The sequence below is a fragment of the Alcanivorax sp. HI0083 genome (assembly GCF_001635175.1).
Genome location: NZ_LWFX01000398.1, coordinates 1 through 16,235, shown reverse-complemented (window position 1 = coordinate 16,235; position 16,235 = coordinate 1). Strand labels below are relative to the sequence as shown.

Below are 16,235 nucleotides of genomic sequence, written 5' to 3'. Positions count from 1 at the left end.
CGCACCCGGCCTTCATTGCGGGTACGGCGGGCCTTGATGCCCTCGCGAATCCACTTTTCTTCCTGGCTGAGCTTCTTGTCGAATTCGGCATTGGCTTTTTCTTCCGCATCCAGCGCCGCTTGTTTACCGCTCAGGTACTTTTCATAACTGCCGGGCCAGCTGGTCAGCTTGCCGCGATCCAGTTCGATGATGCGGGTGGCCAGTGAACGAATGAAGGCCCGGTCGTGGGAGATAAAGACCAGGGTGGTGCCAAAGTTTTTCAGGAATTCTTCCAGCCACTGGATGGATTCCATGTCCAGGTGGTTAGTGGGTTCGTCCAGCAGCAGAATGTCAGGGTCCTGTACCAGGGCGCGGGCCAGCAGTACGCGCCGCTTCATGCCGCCGGAAAGGCCAGCGAAAGACATATCGCCGTCCAGATTGAGCTTGGACAGCACCGTGTCCACCCGCTGGGACAGCTGCCAGGCACCGCGGGCCTCGATCTCGGTGCTCAGCTCTTCGAAGCGGGCCAGTATCTTGTCGTCCCCGTCACCCAGGTGATGCACCAGTTCGGCGTGCTCGCTAAGCAGGGCGCCTTGCTCCCCCAGCCCTTCGGCCACCATGAAGTGCACGCTGTGCTCCTGGTCATCGGGCACTTCCTGTTCCAGCCGGGCCACACTCAGCCCCTGGGTCTTCTCGATCTGACCGTCATCGGCTTGAATTTCTTCGGCGATGACCTTCATCAGGGTGGACTTGCCCGCCCCGTTACGGCCGATCAGACACAGGCGCTCACCCACGTCGATGGACAGGTTGACGTGGTCCAGCAGCGGTTGTTGGCCATAGCTGAGTTGAATGTCGCGAAGGGTAATCAGTGGCATACTTTATAAGTCCAGGCATCAGGCAACACGCAGCGTGCAACACGGTCTAAACAGGGCAATGGCAAGGCATGAGAATCAGTGCCTCGCGCCTGGGCCTTTAGGCGAGGAGAATAGAGGCCGGAAAAGCGTGGTTTGTCACGTGCTGCGTGCAGCGTCTATCTAATTGAACGCGCAGTGTAGCAGCTTGTTACGGGCGTGTACTGGTACTTGGCGCCAGGCCGCTGCAGCATGGTCTGGCAAAGAAAGGCTGGCCGCAGGGCCACCACAGGACAAGAAAGAGCAAGGACGGGAGGGGTAATGTCGGAATTTCTGCGCGAACGCTACGAAGAGGTGGATCTGACGCCGGGTCAGGGCAAGATCACGGCGACGATCTCCATCGGGCTGGGTTGTTTGGCGCTGCTGGGAAGTTTCTGTTTTCTTTATCCGGAACTGTTTACCACGCCGGAATTCAGGGCGTTTTATAATGCCGAGATCTTGCGGCTGCTGCTGTTTATTGGCATTGGTATCGGGTTTACCTGCGGGTTTTTCAGCGTGTTTCGTCACCAGGAACGGCGTTACGGCATTATCGGCATGGTGCTGGCCTGCATGGCTGCGCTTATCGGTTCCGGGCGCCTGGATGTGCCGCCAGTGGATGGCCGCAGCCTCTATGCGGGCCTGGATTATTTCATCCTCACACTGCTGGTGCTGGGGCTGGTCTTTATCCCGCTGGAGCGCGCCTACCCGAAGAACCGGGAACAGAAGACCCTGCGCGGTGGCTGGGTGACGGACATGAAGTACTTCCTGTTCAGCCACGTGGCCCTGCAGCTGATCAGCTTTTTCACCATTATCCCTATTCAGGTGTTGCTGCACGACAAGGTGGACATCGGCTTCCAGCAGGCCATCGCCAGCCAACCCCTGTGGCTGCAGTTTATTGAAATTCTGATTGTGATCGATCTGGGCAGCTACTGGATTCACCGGGCCTTCCACGAAGTGCCCTGGCTATGGAAATTCCACGCCGTGCACCATTCCACTACCCAGATGGACTGGCTGGCCTCATCACGGCTGCATGTGGTGGAAATCATCGCCAACCGTTTTATTGGCTATCTGCCCATCTTTATCCTCGGCTTCTCCCCCTCGGCGGTGTATGCCTATCTGGTGTTCGTGTCGTTCCACGCCATCTTCATCCACGCCAATGTCCGTTTCCGTTTTCCCGGCGTGCGCTGGCTGATCGCCACCCCGGAATTTCACCACTGGCACCATTCCTCGGAAGACGAAGCCGTGGATAAAAACTACGCCGCCTTCCTGCCCATCTACGATAAACTGTTCGGCACCCTGATCATGCCGGATCGCCTGGCCGCCGAGTACGGTACGCGTGCCAGCACCCAGGTGCCGGAAGGGGTGGTCAAACAGTTCCTGTTCCCGTTCCGCCGGGGCTGAATATGCATTCCCATCGCAACCCTCAAAGATGAATTTATGGATGACGTGATAGACATGCTGCGCGAACGCCATGACGGCGGTCTGGTGGCCCTGGAACTGCCAGACGAAGACCGGTTGGTGGAAATTGAAGAGCAGCTGCTGATTTCACTGCCGGGGGACTACAAGGAGTTTCTGCTTAACGCCAGCGACATCGTCTGTGGCAGCCTGGAGCCAGCCACTGTGATGGACGACTACGCTCATAACTTCCTCCCGGAAATGGCCGCCAACGCCTGGGATCAGGGCCTGCCTCGCTACCTGATCCCCATCTGCGAAACGGCCAACGGCACCTACGCCATCTCCCAGGAAGGGGAGGTAGTGCTGTGGGAGCCGGGTAGCGGCATCAACGAAGACGAGGTATGGGGCAGCATCTGGCAATGGGCCAGAGAGGTCTGGCTGGAAAGCTGACTCAAAGCCATCAACATGTCCCCTGTAGGAGTTCCCTTCCAGGGGACGAACCCCGAGCCCAGGCGAGGTAATTTATTGTAGAGGCTGAGGCTCCACCGCAATGAAGAGCCTTGCTTCGCAAGGGTTCGCACCTCGAGAGGAGCTCCTACAGCGCGTCGGCCAGGCGTTTCAGAATCCGGCAAGATCCAGTTCATTATTAATCAGCACCACACACTGCGACGCAAACAGCATGGTCGGCCCCAGGCTGATCTTCTCCGTGCCCAGTCGCTTCAGGCTGTTGAAGCTCTTCTTCGGCATGGGAATGTGGTCAGTGAGCAGGAAGCAGGGCTTCTCCGCAAAGGTAAGCTCGCGAATGCTTTCTCCCTTGGGGTCCATCATGTACAGCTGGTGCCCATCCTCAGCCAGCTCCTTCACCAGTTTTTCAAAGCTCTGCGTGCGCACGGTAATCCCGCTCTCCACCGCCTTCATCTGTTCCTTGCCCATGCCGGCAGAAGCATCCAATGCCCGCACCACCTTGGTCAGCAGCGCCTGCTCATGAAACCCGCCAATATCCCGCATCTCCGCCGCCACAAAGGTGATGGTGCGGGAATAGTCCTGGGTGCTTTCCAGCACCAGATGCACCACCACATCATCACGGTGTGACTGAGCCACAAAGATCGCATTCATCAACGTATGCGCCAGAATCTCGCTATGGGCATCGCCGCCCACATTGGCAAGCAGTGTCTGGCTGTTGGTGGAGGCCGCGCGGGCACGGAGGACGAAGGTGCGCATGGAATTGGGCTCTGGAGAATGTGGGCGTGATTGTACATCAGTGGCTGTGTGATCGTGGATGTTCGCGCAATGAACCTGGCTGGTCGGCCGTTTTCAGCGGAACGTTCCGCATAACTCGGGGGGGGGGCAAAATTTCAACACACTGATTTCAATCGATATTCTAGTACCGGGGATGGAGATAGCAGGAACGGAGTTCAAAGGAAGGTTCCTTTGAACTCCGTGTAGGATATTGGCTATTTCAGTGTAGTGATTGTAGTTCCCCCGTTTTAGTGGACACCTTCTCCTAAACAAAGGGCCTGGCCTGTTTTGGGGGCTGTTGGTGGCAGCGCAATTGATTTGACCAAGGCANGACTGGAAATTCAGTAACGGTTTCTATGCACGGAACCGGTAGCAGAAACCGGGGTCTGTTCTTTTCAAGTGTCTTGAATAAAACAATATGGCCTGACTCCAGGGCTCCTCCAGGAAATAACTCATGTATAGAAAAATCGTGATTGGAATTTATTTGATTCTGCTTGTCAGTCAGTACGGGTATGCAGAAGAGGGGGTGTCTTTAAAGCGGCCGGATGGCTCTGCAATCACTTTCTATCTGGACAAGAAAGGATGCCGACATCTGCTGGTGCTGATGCAGGGCTCAGACTGCAATAGTGTGGCCCATAGCAAGGTGATTAATGATCGCTTTGCAACTGTGATCGGTGATGCGGATGTTCTTACGGTGGAGAAATATGGCCTTACCCGGTCGGTTTCCTGGAACGGTTCGGGTGACAGTCCGGAGTGTCCGGCATCGTATTATGAGCATGATTCTCCGCAACAGCGGGCAGATGACTATCTGCAGGTGATGTCCTGGTTGGATGACCAATTTCACTATGATCGCATCACGCTACTCGGGGGGAGCGAGGGGGCGTTGGTCGCGGCGATGGTGGCGTCCCGTAGTGAGGCGGTGAGTGCAGTTATCTCGCTTAATGGCGGAGGCCGGTTTTTCGTTGATGATGTGCTGCACAGTATGGAAATTGAGCTTCCTCCAGCAGCATTCGAAGAAGCGAAACAGGGTTTTCTCGCGTTTGCCGCTTCTGTCGAAGCCGCCGAAAACATGGACCTTGCGATGAGCGGCCATGGATTTCGTTGGTGGAAAAGCATGCTGGCAGCCGATCAGACTGAATTGCTGCTGAGCATCCGCGCCCCTTTGCTGATTATTCAGTCCGAACTGGATAAGAGTGTTTCGCCAAAGCTGGCTTATGATCAAGCGAGAATGCTGATGCAAAACAGGAATAACGTCGAATTTCTCACGGTTAAGGGAGTTGATCACAAGTTTCATGACCCTTCTGGAAAGGATCGTACAAGCGAAGTCGTCTCTTCCGTTAAGGAATGGTTAGGAAACAACCAGATAACAAGCGAAATCCGGTGATGATGTAGTTCCCCCGCTTTAGTTTAGTGAACACCTTCTCATAACCGTGTAGCGTATCCGCAGTCAGACTTCTTTTTTCCCCTTTCTTGGCTTCAGCAGGGAAATGGGAAGATTGGCCTTATCCTCGATAGGCTGAGTTCAGGAGAAATTCAATGCACACCAGTGAACTACCACCGGGCATGAATGAAACGGATCGTGTGATTTTGTTTGATGGTGTTTGCGTGCTGTGCAGCTACTGGGCGCGGTTTCTGGTGCGTTTTGATGCTCGTCGGCGATATAAGCTGGCGACTGTGCAGTCTGATGAAGGGCGTGCGATTCTGGCCTGGTGCGGGTTGCCGCTTGAGAAATTTGATACGTTGGTTTTGGTGGAGCAAGGCGCGTTTTATGTGCGTTCTACCGCCATTATTCGAGTGCTTAGGGGGCTTCCTTTCCCGTGGCCACTGGCGGCAATGGCGCTGATATGCCCGCGTGGCATACGTGACTGGCTATACGACCGTATGGCGCACAATCGCTACCGTATTTTTGGCAAATATGATGCCTGCGTGCTGCCTTCGCCGGACCATGCAGACCGTTTTCTGGGGGCGAAATAGGCGATGACTCTCCAGGTCTGCCGTTTTTCCATCGCCTTTATCTGGCTTTACCAGGGTATTGTGCCGAAGTGGCTGGGGCCCCATGCGGATGAGCTGCGCATGAATATGGCGCTTGGTCTGAACGAGGCACAGGCGCACCTGCTTTCTTATGTGGGGGGTGGGCTGGAAGTGGTGCTCGGGTTGCTGATGCTGGTCTTTTACCGCCAGCGCTGGCCCTATGTCATCACCATTGCGGCTCTGTTCGGGTTGTTCGCTTTCACTCTTTTGGTGGTGCCTGCGTTTACCGTATCTGCATTTAATTCAACCACGGTTAATCTCGCGGTCTGCTCACTGGCGGTCATTGCGCTTGCCGAGCTGCGTGTGATGGAATCCAGAGGCTGACGTGCACACTGGCGCTTGGGCGCGCAGACAGTGCGACAACCGATTACACCTGGAATGACTCCGAGGCCACTATGTTTATTGCAATGAACCGCTTCAAGATCAAACCCGGCTGCGAGCAGGACTTTATCGCTATTTGGGAAGGTCGGGATACTTTTCTGCAAGAAGTGCCCGGCTTCAAGAGTTTCAATCTGCTGCAGGGGGCGAGCACCGAGGAGTACACGCTGTTCTCGTCCCACGCCACCTGGGAATCCCGTGAAGCGTTTGAAGGCTGGACCAGGTCGGATGCGTTCCGTAAGGCCCACGCCAATGCTGGCGCCCGCAAGGACATTTACCTGGGGCCGCCGCAGCTGGAGTGTTTTGAGGTGGTACTGTAAACCCAAGCTCTCCGTAGCAGCGTCGCGGTTACCCAATCGCGTTGCGAGAAGCGAGAAGCGAAAACCTGACTTTCCCAACGTCCAGATTTTGATTTTCGAAACTCGCTGCTCGCGACTCGTCACGGTTGCTCTATCGCGCCGCCAGCGACACTCCTGCGGTAGTTAGCGCGGATCGCTGCTTTCATTGGACTCGCCGTCGTTGGCTTCTGGCGGCGGAGTGCTGTCGTCTCCATTCTCTGCTTCTTGCGCCGAATGTGTTTCCAGATTCAGCTGGTCGCCGTTGCCATTGCGGATATGGATATCCAGCTGGCTGAAGGCGATCTCCACGTTGTGCTCATGGCAGAGGGCGTCGATGTGGCGGTTCAGCTCGTCGGTGGCGGCCAGGCGGTCGTTGATGTCATCCACGTGGACGCGCAGTTCATGGTCCAGGGTGCTGGCGCCAAAGCCCATGAACAGTACGACAGGTTCCGGGTCGCGCAGTACGCGCCGGTTTTCTTTAGCGGCCTGGAGCAGGATGTCGCGGCATTTCTGCAAATCGGAGCCGTAGGCGAAACCGACTTTGATAATGATCCGGGTCACCGTATCGGACAGGGACCAGTTGATCAGCCGTTCGGTGACGAACACCTTGTTGGGGACCAGGATTTCCTTGCGGTCGAAGTCGATCAGAGTGGTGGCACGGATGCGAATCCGGCTGACGGTGCCATCCAGGTTGTTGATGGTAATCACGTCACCGATGCGAATCGGGCGCTCGAACAGCAGGATGATGCCGGAGATAAAGTTGGCAAAGATTTCCTGCAGGCCAAAACCCAGCCCCACGCCCAGTGCCGCCACCAGCCATTGCATCTTGTCCCAGCTCAGGCCCAGAGCACCCAGGGTGAGAATGATGCCGCTGGCGACAATCACGTAGGAGAGCAGGGTGGTAGTGGCGTAGCTGGTGCCCTGGCGCAGATCCATGCGCGACAGCACCAACACCTCGAGCAAGCCGGGCAGGTTGCTGGCCAGCAGGAAGGTCACGGCACCAATGAGTAGTGAGGCAATCACGTCGCCCAGGCTGATTGGGGAGGTGGTGGTGGCCTGGCCGGCCCCTTCGGCGGTTTCCCACAGGACGATGTTGTCGGTATAGGCGAAGGCGTGCAAAACGTCTGCCCAAACCCAATACACCAGCAGGCCGACCACGGCCACCAGTGCTAGGCGGATCAGGCGCAGGGATTGCTGGTTCACTTGTTTCAGGTCCAGTTGCGGCTCTTCCACTTCCACGGCTTCGGCGCTGCTGGTGTCTTTTTGTTCGGCATCGCGTTGTGCCACGGCACGCTTGTAGGAAAGCCGCTGAGCAGCCACGGCGAGGCCGCGCACGGCGGTGGCATCCAGGACAATCCACAGCGCAATCAGGTAGAGGCTGTAGATCATGTGCCCGGTGAGGCGTACCGAGGTGTAATAGTAGCCCACGCCAGTCAGTACGATCAGGGTCAGTGGGGCAAGAATACACAGGGCGGTGGCCAGGGTTTTCATGGTGCGGCTGTAATGGCGCCCGGGGTAGGACTGCGCCACCCAGGGCAGGCTCACCATGATGGTGATCATGGAGGCCATCATGATCACCAGACCGAGCCGGTCATTACTGAGCTGCGCGGGCCACTGGTCACCGAAAGCCACCAAAAAGGTGAGCGGGATCAATGCCAGCCCGGTCAGCAGCAGGCGACGGCGCATCTGATGGTTGTATTCCATGTTCCAGCGGAAATGGCGCTGTGCAATACCGTTGGTTTTCAGCAACCGGTAGAGCACCTCAAACACCAGCCATAGCAAGGCGATCTGGGCCACCGCGGCGCCCATGACGCTGCTGAACGTACCGGGCTGCACCCATAGCCCGGCGGCCAGCAGGCCAAGGAAAAGCGGGACAGGTGCTGCAATCAGAAAGGTGTACAGCAGGCTCAGTGGGGTGTGGGCCTGGCTGTCACGGCGCAGGAAACCCACGTCCTTGTTCATTTCGTCGATGCGCGTTTTGAGTTTGCTGCGCACCACTACCAGCAGCGCGGCAGGAATGAGCAGCCCGATCAGCCAGACCCACTTGCGGCTCAACAGGCTGCTGGTGCCTTGCCACAGGTCGCCCCAGGGCATGGTTTTAACCTGCTCCATCAATTCTTTTGGCAGCTTGCCGAGCCATTCAAAACTCAACGGCTGGTTGCTGGGCATCCAGAAGGTTTGTTCGGAAATGGTGTTGTGCAGGCTGCGGGTGATTTTGCGCAGTTGTTCATGGCTTAGCTGGGTGCGGGTGAGGATCGCTAACTGGCGGCTCAGTTCCTGGTCGAGCTGATCGTAAATGGCCAGCCGTTCCTCCCGGAGAATGGAAAAGGCTTGCTCCAGTGCCGGGGTCAGGGGTTCGTCGATCTGGTCTTGTGACGGTAGCGGCGCGTCATCCAGATCCTGCATGGCTCGCTCGATATCAAACTGGCTGAGGCGGGCGTCAGAAATATCCTTGTCCAGATTCAGTTCGCCCTGATCCTGGGGCAGGCTTTTTTGTTGTTCGTACAGAATGCGCGATAGCAGCAAGCTGCCATCCAGCATGCGAATCTGGTCGTTGACGGTGGATGATAATGAGCGCGCCTTGTCCAGTTCCGTCTTGGTGTTGACCGCTTCGCGCAGCAAGCTGTTGACGCTCTCACTGGCACTGGCCAGTTGTTCACGCAGGGCCCGGTTCTTGTCCATGGCTTTCTGGACCTGGGGGTGCTCCAGCACGCTTTGTGGAAGATCGGTTTCCGGGGAGTTGGCGGTTTCCTCCAGCTGATTCAGGCGGCGCTCATTGATGAGTGGCTGCAGGACGTCCAGTTTTGCTTCGATGATGAGCTGGTGCTGTTTGTCGCTCTGTTGCCTCAGGCGGGCGATGTCCTGTTGCTTGTCGACGATAGCGAGCTCCTGGTTATAACGCTCAATGCGTGATTCCAGAGCTTGCATCTCCGTGTTCAGCGCCCGTGTCTGCAAATCGGACAAGGCTTCACCTTCTTCATCGACCCCCTGATTGAGGCGGGTGCGAATGGTGTCCAGCCGGTCCATGGCTTTGCTGATCACGTTCTGGGCCTGTTCCGGCAGAGTCTGGGCGCGGGTCAGGTCGCTGTTGGCGTCAGCCAGGTCTTCCTGGTTGGCTTCCAGGGCATCCAGCTCGCTGATCAGCGCTTTCACCAGGTCGTCCAGGGTTTTGCTGGCGTAGTGTTTTTTCCAGTCGGTTTGCCGCTCCTGGCGCAGGCGGATGAGTTCGCCGTTGAGGCGTGTGCGTTGGCTGGCGGCCTGCCGAGAAAAGGTTTTCAGTTCCTTGATTTTTTCCTGGTTGCTATCGATCTCCTGCCGGAATTTCAGGGTTTGCTTGAGTTGTTCCTTATCCGGATTGTCCGTGCCGTCAGATTTTTTATCACTGGTTTCGGTGAGCTGCTTTTGCAGATCGCCAACGCCGGGCAGGGAGAAACTGCTTGTCTGCGCCATGGCGAGAGCGGGGAGTAGTAACAGCAGTGCGATAGGCAGTCGTCGATCCATAACAGCTGGGGCTCCGGATGAGTGATGGTGTCTTTGTATCACAGGGCCGGGATCTTTGCTTTCCCGGGGTGTCTGCGGGGCTGGCGGAATGCACAGGATATGTTCAGCGGTTCCGGATACGGCGAAGCAGCTGGCGAACCAGGCCGAGTTCCCTGTCGCTGGCCAGCGGTAACAATTCGTCCACCCACTGGTGAAGGTTTTCGTTGGGCTGGATTTGCAGCGCCGCCAGTAGCTGATGCAGGGCTCGCCGGGTGTGGCCGAATGTGGCCGGGTTGACCTCGACCGGGAGTGCGGGTGGTCGCTTGCGCAATTCCCACGCATAGACCATTACGGCTTGCGCCAGGTTCAGTGAGGGTTGCTCCTGTGCCAGGGGGATACTGCTGGCCAGATCGCAGCGGGCCACTTCCTCGCCGGTCAGGCCGCTGGCTTCCCGGCCGAAGACGATGGCCACCCGCTGCACGCTGTTTCCCTTGCCGGCGACCAGTTCGGCGCATTGATCCGCATCCACATAACGGTCTTTCTGCAGGCGGTGCCGGGCGGTACAGGCAATACTCAGGTCCACATCAACCAGCGCCTGCTCCAGGGTGTCCACGATCACGGCCTGCTCCAGCACCTCGTTGCTGTGGTGGGCAACCCATTGTGCTGCGCGCATGTCGCCGGGGTTAACCAGCCGTAACTCTTTGAAACCCATGGTTTTGATGGCGCGTGCAGCGGCGCCGATGTTTTCCCCGCGGGCGGGCTCCACCAGAACAAAAACGATGTCCATCTATTGTCACTTCTTCATGGCAGGGTGAGCAGGTGCCCATTCTATACGAGGGGAGATACCGGGAGGAGGCAAAGCAGGTGGCGGCATCACGGGCAGAACCAGCCTGTCAGAAAATGTCCATTTTTTGTCCGGCTCAGCCCTTGGGTTGGGTATCCGTGTTGTTTATTGTTTGATCAATAAACACAAAAAGTTACACAACGAAAATAACGGGAGGGGACCCCCATGAAGAAGCTTGCACTCACCGGCCTGCTGGCCGCCGCTGTTCTGTCATCGCCTGCCCAGGCGTTCCAGCAAATTACTCACAAGCGCATCGCCATCGATGCAGTGAACTACATGAAGGCGCACCCGACGACCACGGAATACAACCGCCTCAAGAGTTGGGTCAACGCGGCTGGCTACAGCATGGACCAGTTTGCTGAAGTGATTGGGCAGGGCGCCTACGACGTGGATGATTTCCAGGATACCTACCTGTGTGGCGCGGTCACCGGGGACTGTGTGTATGCGCCGGTCTTCAATGCCGGGGCCTCACTGGTGAACTACACCTCCTACTGGCATTTCCAGAACCATACCCGCGGGTCCGACGTTCACGGCAATGACCTGGGTGGCTACAACTATGACCTGCTCACCGTCTGGGGTGATATCGACAACCTGGCCGCGACCTGGCTGGTGGGTGACTACATGGACGATGGTAACGGGGGCATGACCGGCTGGTGCTTCTGGAGCTGCGCCGATGACAGCGAGTACAACACCTACGGCGTGACCGAAGCCAACTATCGTCAGGGCAGTACTTCCAGCAAGTCCATGTACGATGACTTCGAGGAAATGCCGTTCCAGCCCATCGATAACCTGGGCCAGTACTGGTACAGCCAGTTCCTCGCCAACCCCACTGCCCAGACCCTGGGTTTCGTAATGCACACCACCGACCTGCTGCAGCCGCACCATGTGTGGACGACCTCGGCACTGAATCACAGTGGCTGGGAATCCTGGGTGGCGGATTACTACGACAGCGAGAACCTGAACAACACCGCTTTGGTGGATCAGGCCCTGACGGATTTCACCCCGCTTGCTAGCGCCAGCAATGACATTCGCCCCTTGCTGACTCAAGGCGGTGCCATGGCTTACAGCAACGGCGGGATCGTGCTGTCCAGCACCGACCACTCGGACCGGGTGCAGGTAGCACAGGTGGTGATTCCCCATGCCATCGCCATGGTGGTGCATGTGCTGAATCATGCCGCTGTGAAAGTTAATCCCTGATAAGAAGACGCAACAAGCGGCATGCATCACGCTACACGTAAAAGCACGTGCAGGGAGATGCGTGTCCGCGTTTTATCAATAAGTACCAATAAGTACCAATAATAAGATAGAGGAAAACGGCCATGGGATTGCATCGATGGGTGTTGGCCATTGGGTTCGCGGCTGTTGCGCTGGCCGGTTATGCGAGCTGGCAGCGTTGGGGGCCGTTGCCCGATAACGTGGCAGCAAGCGTGGATGGCAGCGTGATTCCGGTGGATACCCTGAATGTGTTTGTGGCTGCGGCACAGCGCAGCGAACCGCAGGTCAGCCGTGAAACCGTGCTCAAGGGGCTGGTGGAAAACCGGTTGTTGGCGGCCCTGGCCCATGACCATGACGACCTGGCCGCCCACGGACATGCCGACACCAGTCGGGTGGGCTACGATGCGCAGACTCGCCATGAACAACAACGCTTCAAACTGATTCGTACGGCTTTTGCCGATGACCTGCGGGTAGCGGTGGAAGAAAGCGGCATGGCCGACAGTCTGGATTATCTGACCGAGCCGTTGTTGCTGTCTGAGGACGCGTTGGCTCCGTTGCTATCACTGGAACAGGCGTTGTACGCCACCATGACCGAGGCCCAGCAGCAGGCGGCCAGCCAGCTGGCGATTGCCCGCTATCGTTTTGCGGAGGATCAGCCAGAGCAGACGCTGACGCTGTGGGATCTGTATCGTCGGCAGAACATCCAGCTGAAAGTACAGATGCACAACCTCAATACCGGCTTTATCCGTGAAGCGATCAAGCAGCAGCTCACCATGGAGTTTGTGTTCTACTGGTTTGATCAACACTCCGGTTTGTCGGCCCGCGCCATTGCGGCAGTGGATGATTGTATTGATGACGCCATGAGCCGCGACGAGCTGCTCCATGACCTGGGGCTGATGCACGATATCCATGACGATAATCCGCAGTTACGGGCGCTGGCGGCTGAAGTGAGCCAGGACCAGATCGCCGCGTATTACCAACAGCACCAGGACGAATTTACCCGTGTGGAGCGCGTTCACGCTTACCACTTGCGGGTGAACAGCCAGGCCGAAGCCGACCGGATTTATGCCGAACTGCTGACCATTCAGCAAGACGATAATGCCAATCCCGGCGAGGCATTTGCCGACGCGGTGGCGCGTTACTCCGTTGCCGGAGATCGCGATCAGGGTGGGGCACTGGGCTGGGTCGACCGTGATAGCCGTGAGGATCACTGGACCCGGGCGCTGGCGTTTGTACAACCCGTCCAGCGAGTGTCACCGCCGTTCCGTAGCCCGGCCACAGACAGTGCGCCGTACTGGGAGCTACTCTGGGTGGACCAGAAAGAAATGGGCTACCAGCGTGTGGACAGCGAATCGGTACGTTACCGGGCGGCCCAGGCCATTGCCCGGGAGCAGATGCAGCAGCGTTTTCAGATCTTGCTGGCGGATGCCACCGAGGCGGCGGCGTTGCGGGTCAACCACGAGGTGTTGTGATGGCGGTGGGTGAGTGCCGGCCAGGCCAGACGGGGAGCTATCAGCGCCAGCAGGGACGGTTGCGCCCCGGGTTGCTGGCCGGATTGCTGATAGCCGCGTGCGCCAGCGCCTATTGGCTGTTGCCCCTGGCGCCGGCGGCACCGGCAGGCAACACAGCGGCGGGTGTGACTGCGGGCACGAGCCCTGATGCTGACACCAAAGTGGACGCCGCAGCGACGCCGGCAGCCCTGCCGATGATCGATACGGTGGCGGAACGTTCTCTGGCTATGCCGGAGAAGCGGGCGGATAACGCCCCGGCCGCGGTGCCGACACCTTCCCCCCAGGCCGTGGCGGCCCTGCGCGAAAGCATGCAAAACGGCGACCCACGCACGCCGCCGCTGGTTCGCAATACGGATTTACGCGAGCCGCCCAGCGCGGCCGAGCTGGCCGACCCGGCGCTGTATCAGCAGTACGAAGCGAGACAGAATCAGGCGGTTCGTGCCTCTTTCGTGGCGGCGGCGAATCGCAAAATGGCGGAGCTGGAAGGGCTGATCGCCAGGGGCAAGGAATTCGGCATTGCCCCTGAACAGCTGGAAGAAGGGATCGCCAAACTGGACAAGCTGCGTGAGCAGCGCGATCAGTTGGTGGCGCAGCACCCTGAGCTTGCGGCCGAAGAGGGGGCAGCAGAAGCAGAGGGCGCTGAGGGTGCAGAAGGAGCTGGCGATACGTCGCAGGACTGAGCGCCCAGTTCGCGGGCGCTGTCCTGAATCTCGCTATCGTCCGGCGCCACCGACAAGGCCTGGCAGATACTCTGCCGGGCTTTTTTGCTGTCACCCGCTGCCTTCTGGGCATAGGCCAGGTTGTTCCAGGCGGCGGCCAGTTCCGGCTCATGCTGCACCGCATTTTCGAACGCCGCCCGCGCGTCTTGCTGCTTGTCCTGCGCCCACAGGGCATTGCCATAGCCAAACCACAGCTGCCCGCTTTGCGGGAAGGCGTCCACGGCAGCGGGCCAAAAGGCGGCATTATTGGGCAGCGGCGAGATAGCCCGGAACAGCGCATCTGGCTCGGCACTGGCGGGCAACTGGCCGGCTTCCACCAGCGTGAATCCCCACTGATCGGCCCTGGCCCAGGTGCGAATAAAGCGGTTCCAGTGGCTGCTGTCACTTTGCGTTGTGCCGCTGTGCAGCACCACGGTATCACCCTGATCCCGATAACCGGTGACCACGGCGAAGTGCCATTTCGGCCAGCGCGGTAACGCCAGGTTCTGCATTACCAGCACCGGTCGGTTAGCCTGTAATTCCTGAAACAGGGCGTCAGCGGATTCCACCGGATAGGCCATCAGGCCGCGGCTACGGGCTGCAGCCCGCAGCTCAATGCCCAGTGAACCTTTGCGCTCCGGCAGCCAGACTTCGTCCACCAGAGCGTCGGCGCTGACTTCCTTGCCCGCCCATTGCAGCATCATCGCCAGGGCGGCAGGGCCGCATTGATACGCGTCTTGGGGGACAAAGGGCACCACCACCTGTTGCTCGGTGTGTACGCTGGCGCTTTGCGGAGGGGGAAAAGTCTGGCAACCGCCCAGCGTTAGCAGAACGGTTGCCAGCAGGGCGGCAACCGGTTTTCCGGAAAGCATGCCGCGCAATACGGTCACCATTAATTGACCGGGTCAATCACCGGGAAGACGTCGGTAGCGCCGAGCAGATCCAGAATCACCAGCACCAGGATGATAGCGAGTATCACGCCCAGTACACCCTGACCGGCGGGCAGCTCTTCGGATTTCTGAGCCAGCTGCTGCAGCTCGGCATCGGTGAGGCGGTCCAGTCGCTGGCTGACTTGCTCCTGGTTAACGCCGTATTCGCTCAGCGCCTGAGCGGCCACTTTATGATCCATCAGTTGCATGACTTGTTGTTTCATGGCCGCGCGATCCTGTTGCTGAATCACGGTGTCATTACCAATCATGGCGGCTTGTGCGGCGGGGACCATGAGCACTTGCATGAACAACAATACAAAGGCACTGAAAATACCGGTAACGCGTTTTGACGTGGTCATGAAGCATTCTCCTGTGTTCTTGAAAGGTTATACGCTACCAGTGTGACCGCTATTCAACAGGATCTCTGCGTGATCCGGGCGATCTTTTACAAGGACTTTACCGATATCGACCGCGTTAACCCCTTCACTATCAAGATGTTGCAGTGCCTGTTGTGCATAGCTGGCAGGCAGACAGAACAATAGCCCCCCGGCAGTTTGTGGGTCGCACAGGGCGGTAAGCAGGGCGTCGTCCACGGGCTGCGGTTGTTGGCAATGCACCAGTATCTGCCGGTTGGCGTCGCTGAGGGTGCTGGCCACGCCTCGGCAAATCAGTGCAAGCGTGCCGGGCAGCAGCGGTACCTTGTGGCAATCCACCGACAGGGTAACGTCGCTTTGCTGGCTGATTTCGTAGAGATGGCCGAGCAGCCCGAAGCCGGTGATATCGGTGCAAGCATTCACGGGTACATCCTGCAGGGCCCGTTGCGCAATATGGTTGCTGGTCAGCAGGTGGCGCAGTGTTGTGTCCAGCCAGGGGCCGTGGAATGCGGCAGCATTGCTGTTGTTCGCCTGCATCAAGGCCGCCAATTGCACGCCGGTTCCCAATGGTTTGGTGAGGATCAGTCGGTCGCCGTCACGGGCGCCATGTTTATGCCAGAGCTGTGCCGGGTCGGCCTGGCCGTTGACGGTGAACCCCGCGGCCATCTGTGGGCCTTCGATGGTGTGGCCACCGACCAGGGTGCAGCCGGCTGCATTCAGTTCCCGGACGGCTCCGGCCATCATTCGTTGCAGGTCCCGGCCCTGCAAGCGCGGGTGGTGCCAGGGCAGGGTGATGTTGGCCAGCGCAGAGTGGGGTCGGGCATTCATGGCATACAGATCACTGAGGCTGTGCAGGGCGGCGATGCGCCCGAACAGGTAGGGCTCATCGATAAAGGCGGGAAAGAAATCCAGGCTCTGGACCAGACGCTTGCCG

16 protein-coding genes are annotated in these 16,235 nt (G+C 58.4%); 9 read left to right on the top strand and 7 right to left on the bottom strand.

Going from position 1 to position 16,235, the window contains the following annotated elements; translation table 11 throughout:
• On the bottom strand, positions 1-854 hold an 854-nt coding region (locus A3754_RS04155; protein ID WP_156496771.1), incomplete at its 3' end, for an ATP-binding cassette domain-containing protein.
• 297 nt (positions 855-1,151) lie between these two features.
• Between A3754_RS04155 and A3754_RS04150 the strand changes: the two genes are divergently transcribed.
• Both A3754_RS04150 and A3754_RS04145 read left to right on the top strand, forming a co-directional pair.
• Positions 1,152-2,270 (top strand): sterol desaturase family protein, encoded by a 1,119-nt coding sequence (locus A3754_RS04150; RefSeq protein ID WP_063518916.1) that lies wholly within the window; start codon positions 1,152-1,154, stop codon positions 2,268-2,270.
• 36 nt (positions 2,271-2,306) lie between these two features.
• A complete protein-coding gene (locus A3754_RS04145) occupies positions 2,307-2,714 on the top strand; it encodes an SMI1/KNR4 family protein (protein WP_063518915.1) in 408 nt (135 codons plus the stop codon).
• Positions 2,715-2,882: 168 nt separating this feature from the next.
• On the opposite strand, the gene trmY is transcribed toward A3754_RS04145, so the two are convergent.
• Positions 2,883-3,485, bottom strand: a complete 603-nt coding sequence (gene trmY / locus A3754_RS04140; RefSeq protein ID WP_063518914.1) for a tRNA (pseudouridine(54)-N(1))-methyltransferase TrmY — start codon at positions 3,483-3,485, stop codon at positions 2,883-2,885.
• Positions 3,486-3,957: 472 nt separating this feature from the next.
• Here trmY and A3754_RS04135 point away from each other — a divergent pair, with 472 nt between their 5' ends.
• The 4 genes from A3754_RS04135 to A3754_RS04120 all read left to right on the top strand — a co-directional run bounded on the left by A3754_RS04135 (position 3,958) and on the right by A3754_RS04120 (position 6,232).
• Complete coding sequence (locus A3754_RS04135) at positions 3,958-4,887, top strand: alpha/beta fold hydrolase (RefSeq protein WP_156496770.1); 930 nt, start codon at positions 3,958-3,960, stop codon at positions 4,885-4,887.
• 152 nt (positions 4,888-5,039) lie between these two features.
• Positions 5,040-5,477 carry a thiol-disulfide oxidoreductase DCC family protein gene (locus tag A3754_RS04130; protein WP_063518913.1) on the top strand — a complete coding sequence of 146 codons (438 nt, stop codon included), beginning with the start codon at positions 5,040-5,042 and terminating at the stop codon, positions 5,475-5,477.
• A gap of 3 nt (positions 5,478-5,480) precedes the next feature.
• Positions 5,481-5,858, top strand: a complete 378-nt coding sequence (locus A3754_RS04125) for a DoxX-like family protein (protein WP_063518912.1) — start codon at positions 5,481-5,483, stop codon at positions 5,856-5,858.
• A gap of 71 nt (positions 5,859-5,929) precedes the next feature.
• Positions 5,930-6,232 (top strand): antibiotic biosynthesis monooxygenase, encoded by a 303-nt coding sequence (locus A3754_RS04120; RefSeq protein ID WP_063518911.1) that lies wholly within the window; start codon positions 5,930-5,932, stop codon positions 6,230-6,232.
• Between the two features lie 162 nt (positions 6,233-6,394).
• Here A3754_RS04120 and mscK read toward each other — a convergent pair whose 3' ends face one another.
• Both mscK and A3754_RS04110 read right to left on the bottom strand, forming a co-directional pair.
• Positions 6,395-9,751, bottom strand: a complete 3,357-nt coding sequence (gene mscK, locus A3754_RS04115; protein WP_063518910.1) for a mechanosensitive channel MscK — start codon at positions 9,749-9,751, stop codon at positions 6,395-6,397.
• 103 nt (positions 9,752-9,854) lie between these two features.
• Positions 9,855-10,517: a tRNA/rRNA methyltransferase gene (locus A3754_RS04110; protein ID WP_063518909.1), complete on the bottom strand. Its 663-nt coding sequence runs from the start codon at positions 10,515-10,517 to the stop codon at positions 9,855-9,857.
• Positions 10,518-10,739: 222 nt separating this feature from the next.
• On the opposite strand from A3754_RS04110, the gene A3754_RS04105 reads away from it, so the two are divergent.
• The 3 genes from A3754_RS04105 to A3754_RS26455 all read left to right on the top strand — a co-directional run bounded on the left by A3754_RS04105 (position 10,740) and on the right by A3754_RS26455 (position 13,980).
• Complete coding sequence (locus A3754_RS04105) at positions 10,740-11,771, top strand: hypothetical protein (RefSeq protein WP_063518908.1); 1,032 nt, start codon at positions 10,740-10,742, stop codon at positions 11,769-11,771.
• Positions 11,772-11,893: 122 nt separating this feature from the next.
• A complete protein-coding gene (locus A3754_RS04100) occupies positions 11,894-13,261 on the top strand; it encodes a peptidyl-prolyl cis-trans isomerase (RefSeq protein ID WP_231880470.1) in 1,368 nt (455 codons plus the stop codon).
• Positions 13,261-13,980, top strand: a complete 720-nt coding sequence (locus tag A3754_RS26455; protein ID WP_156496769.1) for a hypothetical protein — start codon at positions 13,261-13,263, stop codon at positions 13,978-13,980. The genes A3754_RS04100 and A3754_RS26455 overlap by 1 nt, the downstream gene beginning before the upstream one ends.
• Here the strand turns inward: A3754_RS26455 and A3754_RS04090 are convergent.
• The 3 genes from A3754_RS04090 to selD all read right to left on the bottom strand — a co-directional run.
• A complete protein-coding gene (locus A3754_RS04090) occupies positions 13,878-14,891 on the bottom strand; it encodes a PA2778 family cysteine peptidase (RefSeq protein WP_063518906.1) in 1,014 nt (337 codons plus the stop codon). The two genes, A3754_RS26455 and A3754_RS04090, sit on opposite strands and share 103 nt — an antisense overlap.
• A complete protein-coding gene (locus tag A3754_RS04085) occupies positions 14,891-15,286 on the bottom strand; it encodes a PA2779 family protein (RefSeq protein WP_063518905.1) in 396 nt (131 codons plus the stop codon). The genes A3754_RS04090 and A3754_RS04085 overlap by 1 nt, the downstream gene beginning before the upstream one ends.
• Before the next feature lie 27 nt (positions 15,287-15,313).
• Positions 15,314-16,235 (bottom strand): selenide, water dikinase SelD (selD, locus tag A3754_RS04080; RefSeq protein WP_063518904.1); only part of this gene is annotated, 922 nt, incomplete at its 5' end.